This is a genomic window from Janibacter zhangyanbonis (genome assembly GCF_050507325.1).
Classification (GTDB): Bacteria; Actinomycetota; Actinomycetes; order Actinomycetales; family Dermatophilaceae; genus Janibacter.
In genome coordinates, this window is record NZ_CP191481.1 from 2,411,190 (window position 1) to 2,433,793 (window position 22,604).

General features: G+C 72.6%; 20 protein-coding genes and 1 riboswitch. Of the genes, 6 read left to right on the forward strand and 14 right to left on the reverse strand.

The features are described from left to right. Positions 1-141 precede the first annotated feature (141 nt). A complete protein-coding gene (locus ACQBJO_RS11810) occupies positions 142-1,251 on the forward strand; it encodes a LysM peptidoglycan-binding domain-containing protein (RefSeq protein WP_421007454.1) in 1,110 nt (369 codons plus the stop codon). Then, positions 1,248-1,778: an Rv3235 family protein gene (locus tag ACQBJO_RS11815; RefSeq protein WP_421007455.1), complete on the forward strand. Its 531-nt coding sequence runs from the start codon at positions 1,248-1,250 to the stop codon at positions 1,776-1,778. Before ACQBJO_RS11810 ends, ACQBJO_RS11815 begins: the two co-directional genes overlap by 4 nt. Positions 1,779-1,887: 109 nt before the next feature. Here ACQBJO_RS11815 and secA read toward each other — a convergent pair whose 3' ends face one another. Continuing rightward, positions 1,888-4,668: a preprotein translocase subunit SecA gene (secA, locus tag ACQBJO_RS11820; protein ID WP_421007456.1), complete on the reverse strand. Its 2,781-nt coding sequence runs from the start codon at positions 4,666-4,668 to the stop codon at positions 1,888-1,890. A 249-nt stretch (positions 4,669-4,917) separates the two neighbouring features. On the opposite strand from secA, the gene ACQBJO_RS11825 reads away from it, so the two are divergent. Then, positions 4,918-5,934, forward strand: a complete 1,017-nt coding sequence (locus ACQBJO_RS11825) for a GNAT family N-acetyltransferase (RefSeq protein WP_421007457.1) — start codon at positions 4,918-4,920, stop codon at positions 5,932-5,934. An 18-nt stretch (positions 5,935-5,952) separates the two neighbouring features. Here ACQBJO_RS11825 and ACQBJO_RS11830 read toward each other — a convergent pair whose 3' ends face one another. The 6 genes from ACQBJO_RS11830 to mtrA all read right to left on the reverse strand — a co-directional run bounded on the left by ACQBJO_RS11830 (position 5,953) and on the right by mtrA (position 13,148). Then, the gene (locus ACQBJO_RS11830; protein WP_421007458.1) at positions 5,953-7,143 is read right to left on the reverse strand and encodes a winged helix-turn-helix domain-containing protein; all 1,191 of its coding nucleotides are present in this window, start codon (positions 7,141-7,143) and stop codon (positions 5,953-5,955) included. Between the two features lie 84 nt (positions 7,144-7,227). Next, a complete protein-coding gene (gene hpf, locus ACQBJO_RS11835; RefSeq protein WP_421007459.1) occupies positions 7,228-7,896 on the reverse strand; it encodes a ribosome hibernation-promoting factor, HPF/YfiA family in 669 nt (222 codons plus the stop codon). A 176-nt stretch (positions 7,897-8,072) separates the two neighbouring features. Then, complete coding sequence (locus tag ACQBJO_RS11840; RefSeq protein WP_421007460.1) at positions 8,073-8,810, reverse strand: ComF family protein; 738 nt, start codon at positions 8,808-8,810, stop codon at positions 8,073-8,075. A 101-nt stretch (positions 8,811-8,911) separates the two neighbouring features. Beyond that, the gene (locus ACQBJO_RS11845; RefSeq protein ID WP_421007461.1) at positions 8,912-10,747 is read right to left on the reverse strand and encodes a GerMN domain-containing protein; all 1,836 of its coding nucleotides are present in this window, start codon (positions 10,745-10,747) and stop codon (positions 8,912-8,914) included. After that, complete coding sequence (mtrB, locus tag ACQBJO_RS11850) at positions 10,744-12,468, reverse strand: MtrAB system histidine kinase MtrB (RefSeq protein ID WP_421007462.1); 1,725 nt, start codon at positions 12,466-12,468, stop codon at positions 10,744-10,746. The genes ACQBJO_RS11845 and mtrB overlap by 4 nt, the downstream gene beginning before the upstream one ends. A 2-nt stretch (positions 12,469-12,470) precedes the next feature. Beyond that, entirely contained in the window at positions 12,471-13,148 is a 678-nt protein-coding gene (gene mtrA, locus ACQBJO_RS11855) for an MtrAB system response regulator MtrA (protein WP_421007463.1), read from the reverse strand. 91 nt (positions 13,149-13,239) lie between these two features. Continuing rightward, a riboswitch (guanidine-III (ykkC-III) riboswitch) is annotated at positions 13,240-13,306 on the forward strand. Positions 13,307-13,317: 11 nt separating this feature from the next. Here mtrA and ACQBJO_RS11860 point away from each other — a divergent pair. From ACQBJO_RS11860 to ACQBJO_RS11870, 3 genes are read left to right on the forward strand one after another with little or no spacing between them, the layout of a single operon-like run. Next, the gene (locus ACQBJO_RS11860) at positions 13,318-13,632 is read left to right on the forward strand and encodes a DMT family transporter (protein ID WP_255184011.1); all 315 of its coding nucleotides are present in this window, start codon (positions 13,318-13,320) and stop codon (positions 13,630-13,632) included. A gap of 1 nt (position 13,633) precedes the next feature. Beyond that, positions 13,634-13,978 (forward strand): DMT family transporter, encoded by a 345-nt coding sequence (locus ACQBJO_RS11865; protein WP_255184012.1) that lies wholly within the window; start codon positions 13,634-13,636, stop codon positions 13,976-13,978. Between the two features lie 10 nt (positions 13,979-13,988). Next, positions 13,989-14,960: an MsnO8 family LLM class oxidoreductase gene (locus ACQBJO_RS11870; RefSeq protein WP_421007464.1), complete on the forward strand. Its 972-nt coding sequence runs from the start codon at positions 13,989-13,991 to the stop codon at positions 14,958-14,960. A 218-nt stretch (positions 14,961-15,178) separates the two neighbouring features. Here the strand turns inward: ACQBJO_RS11870 and ahcY are convergent, their stop codons facing one another. The 7 genes from ahcY to ACQBJO_RS11905 form a co-directional block, all read right to left on the reverse strand. Next, positions 15,179-16,624, reverse strand: a complete 1,446-nt coding sequence (gene ahcY, locus ACQBJO_RS11875) for an adenosylhomocysteinase (RefSeq protein ID WP_255184014.1) — start codon at positions 16,622-16,624, stop codon at positions 15,179-15,181. A 197-nt stretch (positions 16,625-16,821) separates the two neighbouring features. After that, positions 16,822-17,334 (reverse strand): GNAT family N-acetyltransferase, encoded by a 513-nt coding sequence (locus ACQBJO_RS11880; protein WP_421007465.1) that lies wholly within the window; start codon positions 17,332-17,334, stop codon positions 16,822-16,824. Next, positions 17,334-18,296 (reverse strand): DUF808 domain-containing protein, encoded by a 963-nt coding sequence (locus ACQBJO_RS11885; protein WP_421007466.1) that lies wholly within the window; start codon positions 18,294-18,296, stop codon positions 17,334-17,336. Before ACQBJO_RS11885 ends, ACQBJO_RS11880 begins: the two co-directional genes overlap by 1 nt. 70 nt (positions 18,297-18,366) lie before the next feature. Next, positions 18,367-19,791: a mycothione reductase gene (locus tag ACQBJO_RS11890; protein ID WP_421007467.1), complete on the reverse strand. Its 1,425-nt coding sequence runs from the start codon at positions 19,789-19,791 to the stop codon at positions 18,367-18,369. After that, positions 19,788-20,963: an SIS domain-containing protein gene (locus ACQBJO_RS11895; RefSeq protein WP_421007468.1), complete on the reverse strand. Its 1,176-nt coding sequence runs from the start codon at positions 20,961-20,963 to the stop codon at positions 19,788-19,790. Before ACQBJO_RS11895 ends, ACQBJO_RS11890 begins: the two co-directional genes overlap by 4 nt. Positions 20,964-20,970: 7 nt before the next feature. Next, entirely contained in the window at positions 20,971-21,162 is a 192-nt protein-coding gene (locus tag ACQBJO_RS11900) for a Trm112 family protein (protein ID WP_255184019.1), read from the reverse strand. 1 nt (position 21,163) lies between these two features. Next, positions 21,164-22,597 (reverse strand): phosphomannomutase/phosphoglucomutase, encoded by a 1,434-nt coding sequence (locus ACQBJO_RS11905; protein ID WP_255184020.1) that lies wholly within the window; start codon positions 22,595-22,597, stop codon positions 21,164-21,166. Positions 22,598-22,604: the final 7 nt, after the last annotated feature.

Consider the following 22,604-nt stretch of genomic DNA (forward strand, 5'->3'; position numbering starts at 1 on the left):
CCGGCGCACCGCAGCCCGACCTGTTGCCAGGTGCCGTTTGCCATGGTTTGCTGTCGTTCGACAGCAAACAACACCAAACGACATCAATGAGCATCGGATGAGACGTTCCGACATCGATGTCGATGACGAAGGGGGACGACCGTGGACGCAGTGCACGGATCGACGGGCACGAGGGCGAGGGGCCCGCGGGCGGGCGTGCCCGGCGACGGGGTGGACGAGGCCGGAGGCAGCCGCGCCGGCAGCGCGCCCGGTGGTGCCCGGGCCGCGGTACGCGGGGTGCTCGGCGCCCTGGTGACGGTTGCCGCGCTGCCGGGCGGCATCACCCTCACCGTCGCCACCTCAACCGGGGGCTGGCGCCTCGTCATCGGGGCGAGCGGCCCCGGCGGTGACCCGGCCGCTGCGATCGCCGGGCTCGCGGCCCTCATCGCCGCGATCATCGCCGGGTGGCTCACCCTCTCGCTCGCGCTCGTCCTGCTGGCCGGCCTGCCCGGTCGCGCCGGCGCCCTGGCCCGCATCGCCCGCGACCGGGTGACCCCGGCGATCGTGCGGCGCTGGGCGGCGATCGTCCTCGGCGCGTCCGTCACGGCGACCGTCGTCCCCGGCACCGCCGTCGCCGCCGTCCGGGTCGTCGAGGCGAGCGAGCCGCCCGCCCCGGGTTGGCGCCCCGCAGCGGCACCGTCGGCGTCATCCACGGCGTCGCCCACGTCGCCGTCCGCCGCGCCTTCCGCCTCGCCTTCCGCGTCGCCGTCCGGGCCGACGGGGACCACGTCCCCCGGGCCCGCCTCCGGGTCGGCCGCGACGGCGCCGACCCCGGGCTGGGCCACGCGTCCGACGGTCATGCCCTCCCCCACGAGCACGGGGGCCACCTCGCCGTCGACGACACCGACGGCCCCGCCGACGACGACCTCGGGCACGCAGGTGACGGTGACACCCCCTTCGCCTGGATGGACCCCGAGCCGACCGCCGACCCGCCAGCGCACCGACCCCACGCTGCTCACGGGGCGACCGCGACCGGCGAGCTCGTCCGAGGTCGTCGTGCGGCGTGGCGACACCCTGTGGAGCATCGTCGCCGCCCGCCTGGGCCCCGGGGCGACAGCTGCCGAGATCGCCGCCACCTGGCCCCGCTGGCACGCGGCCAATGCGGCCGTCATCGGCCCCGACCCGCACCTGCTCCTGCCCGGCGTCCGCCTGGCACCACCGACCGACCACGACGCCCCGGGCACCGTCCCGGCCACCGAGGGGACCCGATGACCACCACCGCCAGCCCGCTGCAGGTACTGCCCGCACCGCGCCACACCCCGCCGGGCGTGCCGCTGCCGACGCACGCGCAGGGCGGCCGGTCCACGCGCACGGCCGCGACGCCGTACGTGCAGGACGCCCTCGCCGTCGACTTCGCGGCGGCGAGCGACGAGCAGGTCTTCGGACCGCAGGTCACCCGCGCGCACGAGCTGCCCGACCCGCGCCTGTGGGCCGCCCACATCGCCCAGGGGCTCGTCGAGGTCATGCACGGCGTGCGCCCGCCGAGCCAGGTGATGCGGTGGACCACGCCCGAGGTCTACGCCGTCGTCGCGCGACGCGGGAGTCGCGCCGCGCGGCGGCGCACCTCGAGCGGTGCCGCCCACCGCACCCGGGTGCTGCGCGTCCACGTGTGCGAGCCCGCCGACGACGTCGTCGAGGCCGCGGTCGTGCTCGTCGACGGCGGTCGGGTGCGCGCCCTCGCCCTGCGTCTCGTCGGACGGGACCACCGCTGGGTCGTCGAGGCGCTGCAGATCGGCTGAGGCGAGGTCACCGCCGGCGGCCCCCACCCCCGAGCACACATGGAGGTGCCCCCGACCGGAGATCCGGTCGGGGGCACCTCCAGGTGTCGCCGCTGGCGTGCGGCGACGGTCAGCGACCCTTCTTGGCCGCCTTCTTCGACTTCTTGGCCGCGGCGCGACGCTCGGCGCGGGTGCCCCCAGTGGGGCTCCCTTCGTCGTGCTCGTCGACCCCGCCGTCCTCCGACGGTGCGGAGTAGTGCAGGTTGCGCTGGCGGGAGCCGTCTTGGAGTCCCTTGGCCGTCACCTGCGGGCGGGCGCCCTCGCTCGGCTCGCCGAACATCTCGGCGGCGCTGCGCGGCTGGGTCGCCGACTGCGGCACCTCCGGCACCTGGACCTCGCTGTTGAAGAGGTAGCCGACCGACTCCTCCTTGATGGCGTCGTTCATCGCCTCGAAGAGCTGGAAGCCCTCGCGCTGGTACTCGACGAGCGGGTCGCGCTGGGCCATCGCGCGCAGACCGATGCCCTCCTTGAGGTAGTCCATCTCGTAGAGGTGCTCGCGCCACTTGCGGTCGAGGACCGACAGCACGACGCGGCGCTCGAGCTCGCGGGCGACCGGCTCGCCGAGCTCGGCCACGCGACGGTCGTAGGCCTCGTGGATGTCGGTGACGACCTCCTCGCGCAGGCCGGCAGCGGTCAGGCCGGCACGCGACCCGGCGCCGTCGATGAGCGCCTCGGGCGTGATCGTCGTCGGGTAGACCGCCTTGAGCGCGGTGAAGAGACGCTCGAGGTCCCAGTCCTCGGAGAAGCCGCCCGCCGTCTCGGCGTCGACGTAGCCGCCGACGACATCGGTCATGAAGTGGCGGATCTGCTCCTCGAGGTCCTCACCCTTGAGCACCCGGCGACGCTCGTCGTAGACGACCGTGCGCTGACGGTTGAGCACGTCGTCGTACTTGAGCACGTTCTTGCGGGTCTCGTAGTTCTGACCCTCGAGCTGGCTCTGCGCGCCCTCGATCGACCGCGTGAGCATCTTGCCGGCGATGGGCGTCTCGTCGTCGATCTTCGCCGTCTGCATGACACGGTCGACGAAGCCGGCGTTGAAGAGGCGCATCAGGCTGTCCTCGAGGGAGAGGTAGAAGCGCGACTCCCCCGGGTCACCCTGACGGCCGGAGCGACCACGCAGCTGGTTGTCGATGCGGCGCGACTCGTGGCGCTCGGTGCCCAGGACGTAGAGACCACCGAGCTCGGTGACCTCCTCGTGCTCGGCCTTGACCGCCTCCTCGGCGGCGGCGAGCGCGTCGTCCCACGCGGCCTCGTACTCCTCCGGGGTCTCCTCGGGGTCCAGGCCTCGCTTGCGCAGCTCGGCGACCGCGCGGAACTCGGGGTTGCCACCGAGCATGATGTCGGTGCCTCGACCGGCCATGTTGGTCGCGACGGTGACCGCGCCCTTGCGACCCGCGTCGGCGACGATCGCGGCCTCGCTCTCGTGGTGCTTGGCGTTGAGCACCGCGTGCTTGATCTTGCGCTTCTTCAGCTCCTGCGAGAGGTACTCGCTCTTCTCGACGCTCGTCGTGCCGACGAGGACCGGCTGGCCGGTCTCGTGACGCTCGGCGATGTCGTCGACGACGGCGTTGAACTTCGCCTTCTCGGTGCGGTAGACGAGGTCGGCCTGGTCCTTGCGGATCATCGGGCGGTTGGTGCGGATCGGCACGACGCCGAGGCCGTAGATGGAGTTGAGCTCGCCCGCCTCGGTCTGGGCCGTACCCGTCATGCCCGAGAGGGTGTCGTACATGCGGAAGTAGTTCTGCAGGGTGATCGTCGCGAGGGTCTGGTTCTCGTTCTTGATCTCCACACCCTCCTTCGCCTCGATCGCCTGGTGCATGCCCTCGTTGTAGCGACGGCCGGCCAGCATGCGGCCGGTGTGCTCGTCGACGATGAGGACCTCGCCGTTCATGACGACGTAGTCCTTGTCGCGGGTGAAGAGCTCCTTGGCCTTGATCGCGTTGTTGAGGTAGCCGATGAGCGGGGTGTTGACGCTCTCGTAGAGGTTGTCGATGCCGAGCAGGTCCTCGATCTTCTCGATGCCCGGCTCGAGGATGCCGACGGTGCGCTTCTTCTCGTCGACCTCGTAGTCGCCCTCGGCCTGGATGCCCTTCATCAGGTCGGCGCCGTGGCCGCGCTCGAGCTTGCGCACCATCTTGGCGAACTCGACGTACCACTTCGTCGGCTGGTCGGCCGGGCCGGAGATGATCAGCGGCGTGCGGGCCTCGTCGATGAGGATCGAGTCGACCTCGTCGACGATCGCGAAGTTGTGGCCGCGCTGGACGAGCTCCTCGGTGTTCCACGCCATGTTGTCGCGCAGGTAGTCGAAGCCGAACTCGTTGTTGGTGCCGTAGGTGATGTCCTTGAGGTACTCGGCACGACGCTGCTCGGGGTTCATCGACGAGAGGATGACGCCCGTCTCCAGACCGAGCGCGCGGTGCACGCGGCCCATGAGCTCGGCCTGGTACTCGGCGAGGTAGTCGTTGACCGTGACGACGTGCACGCCCTTGCCCTCGATGGCGTTGAGGTACGAAGGGAGGGTCGCGACGAGGGTCTTGCCCTCACCGGTCTTCATCTCGGCGACATTGCCCATGTGCAGCGCGGCGCCACCCATGATCTGCACGTCGAAGTGCCGCTTGCCGATGGTGCGACGGCTCGCCTCACGGACCGCGGCGAAGGCCTCGGGGAGGATGTCGTCGAGGGTCTCGCCGTCCTTGAGCCGCTTGCGGAAGACATCGGTCTCGGCCCGCAGCTCGGCGTCGGTGAGCTTCTCGAAGTCCTCCTCGATGGCGTTGACCTGGGCGGCGATGCCTTCGAGCCGCTTGACGGTGCGGCCCTCTCCGGCGCGGAGGATGCGCTCGACGATCTTCACGAACCTGAACTCCTGACGTGGTCGATCCGGGCACGGCACAGCGTCGCCGCCCCGGAGCAGTCTGCCCACAGGCTAATCGTTTGCGGGCCCGATCACGGACCGGGCACTCTGACCCGGTGAACGAGCACCCCGCCGACGAGGTTCCGCACGGCGTCTTCCCCGGCATCGTGCCGGTGCTCGAGGACTCCACCGCGCGGCTGCGCGCGATGACCGCAGCGGACCTCCCCTTCGTCGTGGAGATGTGCGGTGATGCCGAGAGCGCCCGCTGGACCACGGTCCCGCAGCCCTACGGGCTCGCGGACGCGCTCCTTCCTCGAGGAGCACGCCGCGGGCTGGGCGAGAGCCCGTGGTCGGCGCTACTGGGCCATCGAGCCGGTCGACGACGCTGCCGGCCCGCCCTGCGCCGGGGTCCTCGACCTGCGGCCCGGCGAACGGGCGGAGCTGCCGTGGGAGGTCGGTTTCGCCCTGCACCTTGCGGCCCGTGGGCGGGGCATCATGTCGGCCGCGCTGCGGCTGGGCGCCCGGTGGGCCTTCGAGCACGGCGCGCCGAGCCTCTACTGGTACGCCGCCCGCGGCAATCTCGCCTCGTGGCGGGTCGCCCACTCGTGCGGGTTCACCCACCACGGCACCCTCCCCCAGCGGGTGCCGGTACGCCACGGCACGGCCGACGCGTGGTGCGCCTCGCTGCTGCCCGACGACGCGTTGAGCCCCCGGCAGCCGTGGGTCGTGCCGCCCGTCGTCGAGGCCGACGGCCTGCGCCTGCGCCCGCTGCGCGACGACGACACGGCGATCGCCGAGCCGCACGACCACCCGCCGCACCACCTGCCGGCGCGCGCCGTGCCGACCCCCGAGACCTTCGACGACTGGCTGCTGCGCCGCCGAGAGTCGATGTCGATCGGCCGCGGCAGCAACTGGTGCATCGCCGACGCCGACTCCGACGAGCCGCTCGGCGAGGTCCTCGTCTTCGTCCGCGACGGCGGCCTCGCCGTGGGCGGGACGGCCGAGCTCGGCTACTCCGTGCGGCCGAGCGCCCGTGGGCGCGGTGTCGCGGGCCGGGCCGCCCGGCTGGCGGCGGACCTGGCCCTGCGGCCGGTCGACGACGGCGGCTTCGGGCTGCGACGGCTGGTCGCCGAGACGGCGGCCGACAACACCGCGAGCAACCGGGCCCTCGCCGGCGCCGGCTTCACCGAGTGGGGCCGTGAGGCCGCTGCGGACGCCCCCGACGGATCGGTCGGGCCGGCGGTCCACTGGGAGCGGCTGGCCTGACCCGCGACCTCGGACGGCTCAGGCGCCGACGACCTGCGTCAGCCCCAGCCAGGTCGCCATCCGGCCGAGCTCCTCGCCCAGCTCGCGTCGGTCGTCGGCTCCCCCGCGCCCCGGCTCCCAGGTGACCTGCCGGGCGAGCAGGGCGCCGGCGGCGCGGTCGGCCTTGAGGTCGACCCGCCCGACGAGGGCGTCGCCGAGGAGGAAGGGCAGCACGTAGTAGCCGTGGACCCGCTGCTCCGCGGGCGTGTAGATCTCGATGCGGTAGTGGAAGTCGAAGATCCGCTCCACGCGCGGTCGGCACCAGACGAGGCTGTCGAAGGGGGACAACAGAGCCCGCGCGTCGACGGCTCGGGGACGTCGCGCGCCGGCGTGCAGCCACGCTGGCTGCCCCCACCCGCGCACCTCGACCGCCTCGAGCTCGCCGGCGGCGACGAGACGCTCGATCGCGGGGCGCACGTGGACTCGCTTGAGCCTGAAGTAGTCGGCGAGGTCGGCCTCGGTCGCCACACCCGTCGCACGGGCGGAGATGCGCACCAGCTCGGTGTAGGCCGCCTCCTCGGACCGTCGGGCGCTCGGGTCGAGCCACGGGGTGGCCTCGCGGGGAGGGACGACGCGCGCCAGGGCGGCATAACGACGCTCGAACTGCTGGGTCCGGCCCGCCGAGCTGATCGCACCGGCCCAGAAGAGGTGCTCGAGGGCGTGCTTGACGAGCGACCAGTTCCACCCCCAGTGCTCCTTGTCGCCGCTGCGCTCGTGCCCGAGCGCGGCCTCGATCTCGCGGGCGGTGCGCGGGCGTCCGGCCTCGACCTCCTCGCGCACCGCCGCGACGAGCTCGGGGTGCTCGCGCGCCACGCGCTGGATGCCACCCCAGGAGTCGTCGAGCGCCCGGCGCATGCGTGGGTGCTCCATGAGGGGCCAGGTGCTCGGCGGCAGCAGGCTCGCCTCGTGGGCCCAGTACTCGACGAGCCGGCGCGGCGCTCGGTCGCGCATCCGGTCCAGCAGTGCGGGGTCGTAGGGCCCGAGCCGGGAGAAGAAGGGCAGGTAATGGCTGCGGGTCACCACGTTGACGCTGTCGATCTGCACGAGTCCGACCGTGTCGACGACCCGCTGCAGGTCGCGCATCGTCGGGGCCCTCTCGGGACGCGCCCGGCCGAAGCCCTGCGCAGCGAGCGCGATCCGTCGGGCCGCAGCCGGCGTCAGTGTGCGCATCACCCCAGCCTGCCCTACCCCACCGACAGACAGCACGACCCGCACGGCGCGGAGGCCGTGCGGGTCGTGCTCGACGGTGGAGCGTCAGCGGACGGAGACGGGCTCCTCGACGCTGGTGCCGTTGACGGCGGTGCCGTTGACGTCGTCCTGGACGTCGAGGTGGATGACGCCGTAGGACCAGCCGCGTCGGCGGTAGACGACGCTCGGCCGGTCGTTGTCGGAGTCGTGGAAGAGGAAGAAGTCGTGGCCGACGAGCTCCATGCGGCGCACGGCCTCGGCGAGCGGCATCGGGGCGCTCTCGTGGACCTTTTCGCGGACCTCGACCGGGCTGTCGCCGATGGTGCCGAACTGGTCGGTCTCCTCGGCCCCGCTCTCGTTCGTGAGGTCCGTGGCCAGCGGCTCGGTGAGGTCGGCGGTCGCTGCCGCGACGGACGTGCGGCGCCGACCGCGCAGCACGTGCCTCTTGTCGTGGGCTCGGCGCAGGCGCTCGAGCAGCTTGTCGACGGCGAGGTCGACGGCGGCCTGCCGGTCGTCGTGGCAGGCCTCGGCGCGGATGACCGGTCCCTTGGACCGGCACGTGATCTCGACGCGCTCGCTGACCTTCGACTGACGGGGGTTGGGCTCGTGACTCACCATGACCTCGATCCGCTGGACGCGCGGGTCGAGCTGCGGGACCTTCGACAGCTTGCTGTCGAGGTACTCACGCAGTCGATCGGAGACGTTGACATGGCGTCCGGTGATGGCAATTTCCACGGAGTCCTCCTGGGGACGTCGGGTGGTGCTGGGTAGACCGCCTGGCGAGGGCGTCACAGCCGGGGCACCACCTCCCGTCGCGGGCCGAGGTCGTCGTCGGGCCGCCGCCCGAGGACGCGGAAGGCCCCTGCGTCACGCCGGCTGTGCCGGTCGAACGAGGGACCCATGACGACACGTTAGTCCGCGGGCGGACGGAAAGATAGGTGAACGCCCGGCGACCTGCGCGGGGTGACCATCACGGCCGCCATCGTCACCGTCGCGGCCCCCGCCGAGAGCAGCGCGCGCTGCCCCTCGGACAGGGTCGCGCCGGAGGTGAGCACGTCGTCGACGATCAGGCAGTGCCGTCCGACGACCCGGCCCGAGCGGGGCACGACCATCGCCCGCCGCAGATTGGCCAGGCGGCCGAGACGGTCCAGACCGGCCTGGTCGGCGGTCCGTCGCACCATCGAGAGCACCGGAGCCACCTCGACCGCCGGGCCGACGTGACGCGCGGCGTGGCGGGCCAGCAGCAGCATGGGCCGGTCTCCCCGGCGCCGGACCGCCGCTGAGGACGACGGGACCGGCACGAGCAGCACCGGACGCTCCCGGGCGTGGCCGGAGGCGAGCAGGGCGCGGGCGACGGCATCGGCGAGCAGCCGGCCCAGCGGACCGGCGAGGTCTCGGCGCTCCTCGTCCTTGAAGGCCGTCGCCAGCCGCGTCGCGACCCCCTCGTAGCGCACGGTGGCGTGACACCCCGGCCAGCCGGGCGGCACCGGCGACGGCGCCACCGGACCGCGCACACCGAGCGCCAGGCCGGCGAGCTCCGCCCGGCAGCGCAGGCACAGACCGACGTCGGGTGCACCGCAGCCGGCGCAGGCACGGGTGAGGACGAGACCACGTGCCGCCCCGAGTGCTCCGGCCAGACCACGTGTCATGCCGCCAGCCTGGGCGAGCTGGCCACCACGTGGGCCTCACGGCGGCCACCTGTGGACGGTGCGGGTCACCCCCTTCGGGCTGTGGACGAAGGGGGTCGACGTCACGTCCCGCCGGTGGCCACCCCGGTGAGCGCCGGCAGCTCCTGCCAGCGGCCACCGGAGCGCTGGAAGACGCGCTCGCCCTTGGTGATGAGCACGACGTCGCGCTCGTCACCGGTCGTCGTGACGCGGACGGCGCCCGGCCGCTCGGCCATCGTCTCGACGGCACCGCCGACGTGGACGAGATGGGGCTGGAGCACCGACTGCTTGTCCCGTCGGCCGATGACGGCCAGGGTGCTCTGGCCGACCCAGACGGCGTCGACCATCTCGACGAGCGAGGCGCCGATGCGGAAGGTCTGGGGCGAGGTCTTCAGCGGCAGGCCGTTGGCCCGGCGGACGACTCCGGCGACCTCGAGGATGCTGCCCGTGCCGGGGCTCTCCTCGGAGATGACCGCGATCCGGCTGCCCTCCGGGGAGACGACCGCGGACCGCACGTAGCGACGCCCGAGCCACGGGGTCGGCACGTGCTTGGGGGCCGACGCCGTCGCGTCGTCCGTGTCGGCCGTGGCGTTGATCCCCCACAGGCGACGGCCGGCCTCGCGGCCGAGGCCGGAGCCACCGACCCACAGGACACCGAAGTAGTCGTAGCAGGGGCGGGTCAGGTCGGCGGCGAAGGGCGCGACGTCGACGTGCGTGCCGTCGTCGCGGTAGCGGGCGAGCTCGCGCCCGAGCCGGTCGACCACCGCGAGCTCCTTGCCGTCGGCCCGCAGCCCCATGCTCGGGGCGTCCGAGGGCACGGGCGCGAACTGCGTGGCGGCCGCCTCCATGTGCTGCGCCGACACCGACGAGAGCCGGTCGCCGACCCGCACGACCTTGGTCCCGGCGCGGGCGAGGATCTCCGGTTCGCCCTGGCTGCGGTCGACGAAGCCGAGCTGCTCGGGCGACGTGAGCGCCCCGTCGATGCCGAGCTCGAGGGGGTTGCCCGAGAGGGTGATGACCACCTCGGTCACCTGCGGCAGCGACATGAGCGTGGCGACGAGCTGGGCGGCCAGCTGCTTGCGGGTCGTCTGGTCGTCGGCGACCGACTCCGAGTCGAGGTCCACCCGCGCGGCGCCCTCGCGGACCGGGACCGCGTCGACGACCAGTCGCGCGCCGTTGTCCGTCGAGACCGCGTCCTCGAGGTACTCGGGAACCCGGCCGAGCTGGGCGCGCACGAGACGCGTGGCGAGCTGGTCCTGCGGGAACCATCGCTGGTCGACGACGAGGGTGTTCCACCCGATCGCCGGGTAGTGGACCGGGAAGTCGCGGAAGATGTAGCCGACCTCCTGCTCCTGCAGCAGCCGGCCGAAGCCCTCGTCGAGCGTGTCGATGCGCCACTGCCCGTCCTCCCGGGTGACGCGGAACTCGAAGGTCTGCCAGAGGTTGGGCGGCGCGACCGAGTAGCGCCCCTCGCTGTCGATGACCGCCGCGACGTGCACCTTGAGCCGGTAGAGCCGCGGCGTCCCCTTGACCGCGCGCACGCGGGGCTCGGCGTCGTCGTAGATGACCGTGCTGCTGTCGGGGATCCACCCGCGCGCCATGTCGTCGGTCAGGTAGGAGCGGGTGATGTCGAGCCGCTCGCCGCTCGTCGCCCCGGCGTGGAGGAAGCCGAGGATGATCTCCTGCGGCGTGGCGCCGTCCTCGGGGCGGTTGGGGATGCGGTTGAGCGGCGCGGGCGGCTCACCGTCGACGGCGAGGCCCGGTCGGATCGTCGGGTCGGAGCCGAGCCCGCAGCCGGCGAGCGCGCCGGCCGCCGCGATGCCGAGGAAGCCGCGCCGGGTGACGTCGCGTGACGTGCCGCCTCGTGACGTGCCGCCGCGACGGCTCGCACCGTCCGGCTCCCACCCGCGCGAGCTCACCGCGAGCTCCCCGGCAGGTCCCCCTCCCGGGGGGTCAGCGGCAGGGGCGAGGAGCTGAGCGGGCCGCCGGCGGAGCGGGGCACGGTCAGGCGGAAGCGGGATCCCTCACCGGTCTCTCCCCAGGCCTGCAGCCACCCGTGGTGGAGCCGGGCGTCCTCGAGGGCGATGGCCAGCCCGAGGCCGGACCCGCCGGTCGTGCGGGTCCGGGCCGGGTCGGCGCGCCAGAAGCGGTTGAAGACGAGCGAGGCCTCGCCGGCCTTGAGCCCGACGCCGTGGTCCTCGACGAGCACCGCGGCCGCCTCGTCGTCGGCGTCGACCCAGATGTCGACGGGGCGGCCCTCGCCGTGCTCGATGGCATTGACCACGAGGTTGCGCAGGACGCGCTCGATGCGGCGCGCGTCGACCTCGGCGACGGCCGTCTGACCCGGGGACCGGTGGACGGTGACCTCGCTCCCCCGGGCGTCGGCGATCGACGCCGTCGAGTCGACGACCCGGTCGACGATGGCGAAGAGGTCGACGGGGTCCTGCTCGAGCACCGCCGCACCCGCGTCGTAGCGGCTGATCTCGAGCAGGTCGGCGAGCAGCTCCTCGAAGCGGTCGAGCTCGTCGTGGAGGAGCTCCGCGGAGCGCCCGGCGACCGGGTCCATCTCGTCGCGCGAGGAGTGCAGCAGGTCGGCGGCCATGCGGATCGTCGTCAGCGGGGTGCGCAGCTCGTGCGAGACGTCGGAGACGAAGCGCTGCTGAACCCGGGAGAGGCCCTCGAGCTGGCGGATCTGGGTCTGGAGGTTGTCGGCCATGTCGTTGAAGGACTGACCGAGCAGGGCGAGGTCGTCGTGGCCGCGCGCGGACATGCGCTCGTTGAGGTGGCCGGAGGAGAGCCGCTCGGCGGCTGCCGCCGCCCGGCGCACCGGGGTGACGATCATGCTCGTCACGATGTAGGCGATCGCGGAGACCAGGGCGATGAGGAAGAGCGCACCGAGGATGAAGGAGCGCGAGATCGTCGCGAGCGTCGACTGCTCCTGGTCCATCGGGTAGATGAGGTAGATGTCGTAGGGCCCGGCGCTCGGCACCTCGACCTGCGACCCGACGACGACCGCCGGCACGACGTCGGACCGGGGCTGCGCTCCGGGCAGCTCGGAGCCGACCCCGTCCTGGGGGGCGCGCTCGAGGTCGATGGTCATCGTCGACTGCCGGGAGGGGTCTGCGGAGACGGACTGGCGCAGCGAGCTCGGGATCGCCTCGAGCGAGACGTCGTCCGACTCCTCGCTGGGGATGCGCAGGTCGGTCGTGTTGTCGAGGCTGCGGGTGAAGACGACGTAGCGGCTGTCGTCACCGGCCGGCGCCTTGAGCGTCGTGTTGACGACGGTGTTGGCGAAGACCGACAGCTCCGGCGCCGCCGGGGTCCCGGCATAGCTGTTGAAGCGGGACTGGGCGTCGTTGGTCAGGTCGCGCGATTCCGCCTGGGCACGGTCGATCCGGTCGTCGACGAGCCCGTCGGCGATCGAGCGGTACATCGTCAGGCTGATGATCGAGACGACGACGAGACCGAGGATGAGGGTGCTCGTGACGACCCGGAAGCGCAGCGAGCGCCGCCACAGGTCGACGAGCGCGCGCACCCACCGGACCAGCCACCACTCGCCGGGACGGTCGTCCTCGCCGGTCGCCCCGTCGCTGACCGACTCCTGGGCCCCGGCGTCCTCGGTCTCGAGGGCCGAGGTCATCGTCAGGACGGCCCTGCCTTGTAGCCGACGCCGCGGACGGTGACGACGATCTGGGGGTTCTCGGGGTCGTGCTCGATCTTCGAGCGGAGGCGCTGGACGTGGACGTTGACCAGTCGCGTGTCACCGGCGTGCCGGTAGCCCCAGACCTGCTCGAGGAGGACCTCACGGCTGAAGACCTGCCAGGGCTTGCGGGCGAGGGCGACGAGCAGGTCGAACTCGAGCGGGGTCAGGCCGAGGGCCTGGTCGCCCCGCTTGACGGAGTGGCCGGCGACGTCGATCGTCAGGTCGCCGATCGTCAGGCGCTCCGGCTCCGGCTCGTCGCCGCGGCGCAGGCGCGCGCGCAGGCGGGCGATGAGCTCCTGCGGCTTGAAGGGCTTGACGATGTAGTCGTCGGCACCCGACTCGAGGCCGACGACGACGTCGACGGTGTCGGTGCGGGCGGTGAGCATGACGATCGGCACGCCCGACTCCTGGCGCAGGCGGCGGCAGATCTCGATGCCGTCCATCCCGGGGAGCATGACGTCGAGCAGGACGAGGTCGGGTCGTGTCTCGTGGAAGGCGTCGATGGCGCGGGCGCCGTCGGCGACGTGCGCCACGTCGAGACCCTCCTTGCGCAGGACGATCCCGAGCATCTCCGCCAGCGCCTGGTCGTCGTCGACGACGAGGACACGTCCCTTCACGGTCTTGCCTTCCCACGGGGTGTGCAACTGCCCGCTCATCATCACACAGGGACGGTGCGACACCCGGGAGACACCGCGGTTACGCTGGGTGACGAGGCCCCGGTCCGGGGCCTGCGGACGAGGGAGCCGTACCCGCACCACGACAAGACGGACTCATCGGAGGAGTCCCGTGTCCTGGATCGTGCTCATCGTCTCGGGGATGCTCGAGGCCGTCTGGGCGGCAGCCCTGTCCGCGTCGCACGGCTTCACCCGCCTGCGCCCCACCCTGCTCTTCGCCGCGGCGCTCGTCGCCAGCATGGCCGGACTGGCCTGGGCGATGACGACCATCCCGACCGGCACGGCCTATGCGGTGTGGGTCGGCATCGGCGCCAGCCTCACCGTCGTGTGGTCCATGGCGAAGGGGGACGAGGTCGCCTCCCGCAGCCGGATCGCCCTCGTCGTCCTGCTCGTCGCCTGCGTCGCGGGCCTGAAGGCGGTGTCCTGACATGCCCTGGGTCCTGCTCCTCGTCAGTGCCGTCCTCGAGGCCGTGTGGGCGACCGCTCTGGGCCGCTCCGCAGGCCTCACCGACCCCGTGCCGACGATCGTCTTCCTCGTCGCCCTCGCCCTGAGCATGGGCGGCCTCGCCCTCGCCGTGCGCACGATCCCGATCGGCACGGGCTATGCCATCTGGACCGGTGTCGGCGCCGCCCTCACCGTCGTGTGGGCGATGGCGACCGGCGCCGAGCCCTGGTCGCCGGTCAAGGCACTGCTCATCGCGGGCATCGTCGCGGCCGTCGTGGGGCTCAAGCTCCTCCCTTCGCCCGACCCCGACGACGACGCATCTGCCTAAGGTCGTGCGGGTGAGCACTCTCCCCGTCCCGATCAGCCTGCTCGACCGCTCGCGCACGCGTGCCGGCGACGACGCGGGGACCGCTCTGCACGACACGGTGGCGCGGGCGCGGCGGGCCGAGGAGCTCGGCTACCGCCGCATCTGGGTGGCCGAGCACCACGCCGTCCCCGGCATCGCCAGCGGCAGCCCGCCGCTGCTCATGGCGGCGATCGCAGCCCGCACCGAGCGGATCCGGGTGGGCTCCGCCGGGGTCATGCTGCCCAACCACCGACCGATCGTCGTGGCCGAGCAGGCGAAGATGCTCGCGGCCCTCCACCCCGGCCGCATCGACCTCGGCGTGGGCCGGTCGCTCGGCTTCACCGCGCCCGTGCGCGACGCGCTCGGCGTGCACGACTACGGGCCGGAGCACTTCGCCCGCGACCTGGAGGAGCTCACCGCCCTGCTCGCGGGCACCGCGCCCGTCACGGCCATGCCGAAGGGAGTGCCCGCTCCCCCGGTCCTGGTGCTGGCGACCGGCTCCGGGCTGGCCGTCGCGGCCCGCCTCGGCCTGCCGGCGGTCGTCGGTGGCCCCCTCCTGCGCGGCGACCTCGGTCCGCTCGAGGACTACCGCGCGGGCTTCCGCCCGCAGCGCCCCGGCGACGTCCCGCGCGTGCTCGTCAGCGTCGACGTCCTCGTCGCCGACACCCGCGAGCGGGCCCGCGAGCTGGCGCTGCCGGAGGCCTGGGCCATGGTGGAGTCACGGACGACGGGTGCCTTCCCTCCCCTTCGTCCCGAGCCGGCGATGCGCCTCACCGCCCGCCAGCAGGCCCGGGTCGAGGAGCACCTCGCCGCCACGGTCCACGGCACGAGCGAGGACGTCGCCGAGCAGCTCACCGGCCTCGTCGAGCGCACCGGCGCCGACGAGCTCGTCGTCTTCGCCTCCACCCACGACCGCGCCGCCCTCGCCGACAGCGACGCCGCCCTCGCCTCACTCCACCCCTGAGCGGCCGGGGCTCCGAGGCTCCTACGTCGCACCTCAGCCACCGGGGAAGCGTCGGGGACGCAGCGAGGTCCGGAGACCATGGCGGCGCGAGTCAAGGAAAAGCCCGGATCCAGCACCTCTCAGGACGAGCGAGTGCAAGGGTCCGGGCTTTTCCCCAGCGCCGCCGTGGTCCTCCGGACCGCGCGACGACAGGCGAGCGGTGGGCTCACCGCGAAGGGTCAGTAGCGGTAGTGCTCCGGCTTGTACGGCCCGGCGACGTCGACGCCGAGGTACTCGGCCTGACCCTTGGTCAGCTCGGTCAGCTCGACGCCGAGGGCGTCGAGGTGGAGGCGGGCGACCTTCTCGTCGAGGTGCTTGGGCAGCGTGGTGACCGTCGGCTTGCCGTCGTCGTCGACGTAGTCCTCGGCCTTGTCGAAGAGCTCGATCTGGGCGATCGTCTGGTTGGCGAAGGAGTTCGACATGACGAAGCTCGGGTGGCCGGTGGCGTTGCCGAGGTTCATCAGGCGGCCCTCGGACAGCACGATGATCGAGTGACCGTCGGCGAAGGTCCACTCGTGGACCTGCGGCTTGATCTCGGTCTTGGTGATGCCCTCGGTGCGGGCGAGGCCGGCCATGTCGATCTCGTTGTCGAAGTGACCGATGTTGGACACGATCGCCTTGTTCTTCATCGACGACATGTGCTCGGCGGTGATGACGTCGTAGCAGCCGGTCGTCGTGACGAAGATGTCGCCGTAGGTCGCGGCCTTGTCCATCGTCGTGACCTCGAAGCCCTCCATCGCGGCCTGCAGCGCGCAGATGGGGTCGACCTCGGTGACGACGACGCGGGCTCCCTGGCCGGCGAGCGCGCTGGCGACGCCCTTGCCGACGTCGCCGTAGCCCGCGACGACGGCGACCTTGCCGCCGACGAGCACGTCGGTGGCGCGGTTGAGGCCGTCGAGGACGGAGTGGCGGGTGCCGTACTTGTTGTCGAACTTGCTCTTGGTGACCGCGTCGTTGACGTTGATCGCCGGGAAGAGCAGCTCGCCGGCCTCGGCGAGCTGGTAGAGGCGGTGCACGCCGGTCGTGGTCTCCTCGGTGACGCCCTTGATGCCGGCGGCGACCGTGGTCCACTTCTGCGGGTCGGTCTCGAGGGTGCGACGCACGAGCGCCTTGAAGACGCCGAACTCCTCGGAGTCCTCGTCGGTCGTGGGCGGCACCTGACCGGCGGCCTCCCACTCCTTGCCCTTGTGGACGAGCATCGTGGCGTCGCCACCGTCGTCGAGGATCATGTTGGGCCCGCCGTCGGCCCAGGTGAGGATCTGCTCGGTGCAGTCCCAGTACTCCTCGAGGCTCTCACCCTTCCACGCGAAGACCGGGACACCCTTCGGGTCCTCGGGGGTGCCGGCGCCGACGACGATCGCCGCGGCGGCCTCGTCCTGCGTCGAGTAGATGTTGCAGCTGGCCCAGCGGACCTCGGCGCCCAGCGCGGTGAGGGTCTCGATGAGGACGGCGGTCTGCACGGTCATGTGCAGCGAGCCGGCGATGCGCGCGCCCTTGAGCGGCTGCGACTCGCCGAACTCCTCGCGCAGGCTCATCAGGCCGGGCATCTCGTGCTCGGCGAGGCGGATCTGGTGACGGCCGGCCTCGGCGAGGCCCAGGTCGGCGACCTTGTAGTCGAAGGACATGCGTACTCCTGTGACAGGTGTGGGATCGGACCCGGCGCGACCCTTCTGGGTCTGTCGCGGGGTATCACCCACGCCGGCACCCGCCAGTGTAGGCGGCGTGGCCGTCGACGACGGCCCCTGGGGAGTCGGGCGGGGTGGGTCGAAGAAGAATCGCCCGCATCTCCGGGCGCTTCTTCTTCGACCCATCGCCACGCCGCTCAGACCCCTCGAACCATGCGCAGGTCGTCGGCCCCGACCGCATCGTCGTGCTCCGTCACGCCGTCCGGGACGAACCCCAACTTGCGGTAGAAGGAGATGGCCCGGTCGTTGCCCACGAGGACCCACAGGTGAGCGGCCTGCGCGTCCGGGAGTGCCGCTGCCACGAGCGCCAGGGCGATGCCTCGTCCGTGGTGCTCCGCAGCGACGTAGAGGGACCACAGCTCGACGGGTGTGGGGGGCGACGCATCACGTGGGAGCCCGACGGTGGCCCAGCCGATCGGCGCACCTGCCCGGTCGTGCGCGACCAGGGTCCGGCCCCCTTCGCGCGAGACACCCGACTCCTCGTGGGCCCGGGCCCGCTCCTGCCACCGGCGCACGTTGCTCGCGTCGTCCCGCGCGGCAAGGACCTCGGCGGACAGCAGACCCGCGTAGGTGGAGCGCCACAGGGCGTTGTGCAGCCGGCCGAGGACGGCGGCATCGTCGAGCACGAGGGGCGCGATGGTGGTGACCATCAGTGGGCCCCGGCGGTCTCCCCTTCGTCCTTGCCGAAGGGGAGCACGTGCATGACCGCGACGACGATCGCGCCGACGACCAGGCCGAGGATCGCGGAGGCGACGGTGTTGGTCAGCCAGCCGAGGACGCCGCCGAGGGCGCCGGTCGCGTGGTGGACCTGCTCCTCGAGGTGGTGGACGAACTCGTAGGGCTGCGGCAGCCAGCCGGTCTCCTCGAGGCCGACGAGGATGATGTGGCCACCGACCCAGAGCATCGCGGCGACGCCGACGACGGACAGCACGGTGAGCAGCTTGGGCATGCCGGTGACCAGGCCCTGGCCGATGGTCTGCGACAGGCCGGACTCGCGCTTCGACAGGGCCAGGCCGATGTCGTCCATCTTCACGATGAGGCCGACCGTCCCGTAGACGACGAGCGTGATGACGATGGCGACGACGACCATCACCGCGAGCAGGTACCAGAAGGAGTCGTCGAGTCCCTCGTCGAGCACGGCCTTGAGCGAGATGACCATGATCTCGGCGGAGAGGATGAAGTCGGTCGTCACCGCGCCCTTGACGATCGCGTCCTCGTCGCCGACCTGCTCCTCGTCACCGGCGTGGTGGCCGTGCCCAGACACCTTCTCCCAGATCTTCTCGGCTCCCTCGAAGCACAGGTAGGTGCCGCCGAGCATGAGCAGCGGCGACAGCGCCCACGGTAGGAAGGCGTTGAGCAGCAGGATCGCCGGCACGATGAAGACGAGCTTGTTGCGCAGCGACCCGATGGTGATCCGCTTGATGATCGGGAGCTCACGCTTGGGGTCGAGCCCCTCGACGTAGCGCGGGGTCACGGCGGTGTCGTCGACGACGACCCCTGCCGCCTTGACGCTCGCGCGCCCGGAGGCGGCCGCGACGTCGTCGACGGAGGCCGCCGCTGCGCGGGCGAGCACGGAGATGTCGTCGAGGAGCGCGAAGAGGCCGCCACTCATCGCAGGGGCCCGGTGGTCTCGTGGGTCGTCAGCACGGGGACAGCGTATGGGAGCAGGGCGGCCCGTGCGCTCAGGCGAGCGGCGGCGACTCGACGTAGTCCTCGCTGGGGTTGAGGTCGAGGCCGAGCAGGGCATTTTCGACGACCTCGGTCAGCGCCGGGTGGATCCAGTACTGGCCGCGGACCATCTCGGCGATCGGCTGGTCGAAGGCCATCATCTGGATGAGCGGCTGGACGAGGGTGGACGCCTGGGGCCCGAGGAGGTGACCGCCGACGAGGCGACCGGTGGCGCGGTCGGCGATGACCTTGCAGATGCTCGTCGTGTCCTCCATCGCCCAGCCGTAGGCGGTGTCGCCGTACTGCTGCACCTTGACGCGGACGTCGAGCCCCTGCTCGCGGGCCTCCTCCTCGGTGAGGCCGACGGAGGCGATCTGCGGGTGGGTGAAGACCGCGGCCGGCACCGCCGTGTGGGTGAAGGACTGCAGGTCGTCGGGGTGGGCGAGGTTGTGGGCGACGATGCGCGCCTCGTGGTTGGCGACGTGCTTGAGCTGGAAGGGGGAGCTGGCGTCCCCGAGGGACCACACCCCGTCGGCGGTGGTGCGGCCGTGCTCGTCGACGACGACGCGGTCGTCGTCGTGCACCTGCACGCCGGCGAGGTCGAGGCCCATGTCCTGGGTGCTGGGTCGGCGGCCGGTCGCGACGAGCACGACGTCGGTCTCCACGGTCGACCCGTCGGTGAGGGTGGCCGTGATGCCGGTGTCGCCGCGGTGCAGGTCGGTGACCTGCGTGCCGAGCCGCACGTCCCACTGCTCGGTGGCGGCCGTGGTGAAGGCGGCCGAGATGTCGTCGTCGAGGTGGCGCAGGAGCCGGTCGCCGCGGGCGGTGACGACGACCTGCGTGCCGAAGGCCGAGAAGACGTGCGCCATCTCCATGGCGATGTAGCCACCGCCGACGACGAGCATCCGCTCCGGCTGCTCGTCGAGCCGCATGACGGTGTCGGAGGTGTGCAGCGTGATGCCCTCGCGCTGTGCCGCGGCCGCGAGGTCGTCGGGGATGACGGCGTGCGACCCGGTGGCGACGACGACCTGCCCGGCCCGCACCCGCTCGGTGCCGCCGTCGAGCAGGTCGACCTCGAGCTCGCGCGGCCCGGTGAAGCGGGCCCGTCCACGCAGCAGGTGCACCCCCTCGCCGTCGCGCCGGTAGGCCTCGCCGGCGGCGGAGATCGGGTCGATCCGGCCGAAGACGCGGTCACGCACGTCGGTGAAGCGCACCCGCTCGAGCGTGGCGTCAACACCGAGCCGGCCCCCTTCGCGCACGGAGGTGGCCACCTCGGCGACGTGGACGTACATCTTCGTCGGGATGCACCCGACGTTGAGGCACGTGCCGCCGAAGACGGCACCCCCTTCGATCATCGCGAAGGTGCGGTCCGACAGGTCGTCGGTGAGCAGGCTGTTGCCGGATCCGCTGCCGATGACAGCGATGTCGACGTCGATCACTCTGGGGCCTTCCTGGGCAGGTGGAGGTCGGAGATGCCGGGGACGGTCGCGGGGTCGAGCCCGTGGCCGATGGCGAGGTAGGTCGCGGCGAAGTCGGTGAGCGCGACGAGCTCGGCGAGGCGCTCGAGGGGGTGCCCGGGCGAGGCCGTGTGCTCGAGGAGCCGCACGCCGGTGGCCTCGGCGTGGTCGGCGACCGACTGCGCGGTGTTGTGCCGCTCGAGCTCCGCCGGGTCGTCGCCGACCTCCGGCACGGGGTCGCGCAGCAGGAGCAGCCCGAGCTGAGGACCAGCCGGGCCGTCGAGGTAGGGGTCGGCGAAGACGTCGCGCTCGCCGTCGGCGGTCCGCGGCCCCCCGGCCAGGGGGCCGGAGAGGCAGGCGACGACCTGGGCGGCGGCATCGGGCAGCCTCCCCCACGTCGCGGGCGTGCGCGCCGTGCGGGCGAGCATCGCGCTCGTGCGGTGGGCGGCGACCCCGGTGACCGGGCCGTCGCCGAGCGCCACCGGCGCGACCTGCGACAGGTCGAGCGCGAGGGTCTTGGCGGGGTTGACGAAGTACTCGGCGTCGGGGCGGAACCGCTCCGCCTGCTCGTCGAGGCGGTCGGCGACGCCGGCCATCACCTCGGGACGCACGTCGGTGATGCGGGCGGCGCTCGTCGCCAGGACGGCTGCGGTCACCAGACCCCACATGGCGGTGCGCGAGTGACCACCGGGCACCTCGACCGGCAGGTGGACCCCGCGGGCGTGCGCCGCGGCGTCGGCGAGCGGGCTGTCGGGGGCGCCGATCGTCACCAGGCGGGCGCCGCGGCGGCCGGCCTCGCGGGCCTGTCGCACCGGCCCCTCGGCACGCCCCGACAGGGAGACCGCGATGACGAGGTCGAGCGTGCCCACCCAGCCCGGCAGCGGGCCCGAGCCCTCGGCGGAGAGCAGCACGGGGCCGCCCCGGGAGACGAGCATGCGCAGGACCGCGCCGACGGCCTCCGCTCCCCCGACGGCGGCGACGTGCACCGCCCGCGGCCGGTCACGGGTCAGGTCGGTCAGGTCGCTCTCGGCGACCGTCGTGACCGCGCGGCGCACCTGGGCGCCGGCACCGGCGAGCGCACGGAGCATGTCCGTGCTGTCGACGGCGCGGCGCTGCCCCTCGTCGTCGAGCAGCGTCTCGTCGAAGGGGGACATGGTCGCCTCAGGCCCGCGGCCGGGCCTCGTCCACGAGGAGCACGGGGATGCCGTCCTCCACGCGGTAGGCGAGGCCGCAGGTGCCGCTCGTGCACACGAGCTCGGGGCCCGCGGAGCCGGTCTCGTCCCGCAGCTCGCTGCGGCAGGCGGGGCAGCGCAGGATCTCGCGGAGCCAGGGCTCGATCGTGGTGTCGCTCATCTCAGGCCTCTCGGATCGTCGTCAGGACATCGTCGCGCACCCGCGCCATGGTCGCCTCGTCGGCGGCCTCGACGTTGAGCCGCAGCAGCGGCTCGGTGTTGCTCGGGCGCAGGTTGAACCACCACATCGGCGTCGTGTCGTCGCCGGCGTGCGTCAGGGTCAGGCCGTCGAGCTCGTCGACGTCGACCCCGTCGGTCGCCCAGCGCTGCCGGACGACCTCGGTGACGGCCGGGGCGTCCGCGACGGTGGAGTTGATCTCGCCGGAGGCGACGTAGCGCTCGTAGGGCGCCATGACCTCGCTGAGCGGGGCGTCGGTCTCGCCGAGGGCGGCGAGCACGTGCATCGCCGCGAGCATCCCGGTGTCGGCGAACCAGAAGTCGCGGAAGTAGTAGTGCGCGGAGTGCTCGCCGCCGAAGACGGCGTCGTGCTCGCTCATGACCGCCTTGACGTAGGAGTGACCGACGCGGGTGCGCACGGGCCGGGCACCCCCTTCGGCGATGATCTGCGGCACCGCGGCGGAGGTGATGGCGTTGTGCACGATCGCGACCTCGCCGGCGTCGCGCCCGGCGGCGACCTCGCGGTCGATCTCGCGGCGGGCGATCATCGCGGTGATCGCGCTCGGGCTGACCGGCTCGCCCCGCTCGTCGACGACGAAGCAGCGGTCGGCGTCACCGTCGAAGGCGATGCCGATGTCGGCGCCGTGGCTGCGCACCCGCTCCTGCAGGTCGACGAGGTTCTTGGGGTCGAGGGGGTTGGCCTCGTGGTTGGGGAAGGTGCCGTCGAGCTCGAAGTACATCGGGTCGATGGTGAGCGGCAGCTGCGGCAGGCCGCTGCCGGTGCCGAGCACGGCGGGGACGGTGAGCCCACCCATGCCGTTGCCCGCGTCGACCGTGACGCGAAGGGGGCGGCTGCCCGACAGGTCGACGAGGCCGCGGAGGAAGGCCGCGTAGTCGACGAGGACGTCGCGCTGGGTGATCTTGCCGGGGCGCACCCCGTCGAAGGCGGACACTCCTCCGTCGAGGTGGCTCTGGGCCAGGTCGCGGATGTCGGCCAGGCCGCTGTCCTGCCCGACGGGGCGGGCGCCGGCGCGGCAGAATTTGATGCCGTTGTAGCGGGCGGGGTTGTGGCTGGCGGTGAACATCGCGCCGGGCAGGCCGAGCGCGCCGCTCGCGTAGTAGAGCCCGTCGGTGCTCGCGAGACCGATGAGGATCGCGTCGACGCCGCGGGCGGTGATGCCGCGGGCGAGGGCGTCGACGAGCTCGGGCGAGCTGGGCCGCATGTCGTGGCCGATGACGACCGCCGGCGCGCCCTCGGCGAGCGCGATGACCTCGGCGAAGGCGGCCCCCAGGGCGTGGGCGACGTCGATGTTGAGCTGGTCCGGGACGAGGCCGCGGACGTCGTAGGCCTTGACGAAGTCAGAGAGCGTGATGGTCACCGAGCCA

What these genes read in the sequence shown, in the direction of transcription:
- ACQBJO_RS11895 (WP_421007468.1), bottom strand. Translation starts at nt 20,963, where the DNA reads ATGTCCCCCTTCGACGAGACGCTGCTCGACGACGAGGGGCAGCGCCGC.
- ACQBJO_RS11815 (WP_421007455.1), top strand. Translation starts at nt 1,248, where the DNA reads ATGACCACCACCGCCAGCCCGCTGCAGGTACTGCCCGCACCGCGCCAC.
- ACQBJO_RS11885 (WP_421007466.1), bottom strand. Translation starts at nt 18,296, where the DNA reads ATGAGTGGCGGCCTCTTCGCGCTCCTCGACGACATCTCCGTGCTCGCC.
- ACQBJO_RS11880 (WP_421007465.1), bottom strand. Translation starts at nt 17,334, where the DNA reads ATGGTCACCACCATCGCGCCCCTCGTGCTCGACGATGCCGCCGTCCTC.
- ACQBJO_RS11900 (WP_255184019.1), bottom strand. Translation starts at nt 21,162, where the DNA reads ATGAGCGACACCACGATCGAGCCCTGGCTCCGCGAGATCCTGCGCTGC.
- ACQBJO_RS11865 (WP_255184012.1), top strand. Translation starts at nt 13,634, where the DNA reads ATGCCCTGGGTCCTGCTCCTCGTCAGTGCCGTCCTCGAGGCCGTGTGG.
- ACQBJO_RS11830 (WP_421007458.1), bottom strand. Translation starts at nt 7,143, where the DNA reads ATGCGCACACTGACGCCGGCTGCGGCCCGACGGATCGCGCTCGCTGCG.
- ACQBJO_RS11840 (WP_421007460.1), bottom strand. Translation starts at nt 8,810, where the DNA reads ATGACACGTGGTCTGGCCGGAGCACTCGGGGCGGCACGTGGTCTCGTC.
- ahcY (WP_255184014.1), bottom strand. Translation starts at nt 16,624, where the DNA reads ATGTCCTTCGACTACAAGGTCGCCGACCTGGGCCTCGCCGAGGCCGGC.
- ACQBJO_RS11825 (WP_421007457.1), top strand. Translation starts at nt 4,918, where the DNA reads ATGCCGAGAGCGCCCGCTGGACCACGGTCCCGCAGCCCTACGGGCTCG.
- mtrB (WP_421007462.1), bottom strand. Translation starts at nt 12,468, where the DNA reads ATGACCTCGGCCCTCGAGACCGAGGACGCCGGGGCCCAGGAGTCGGTC.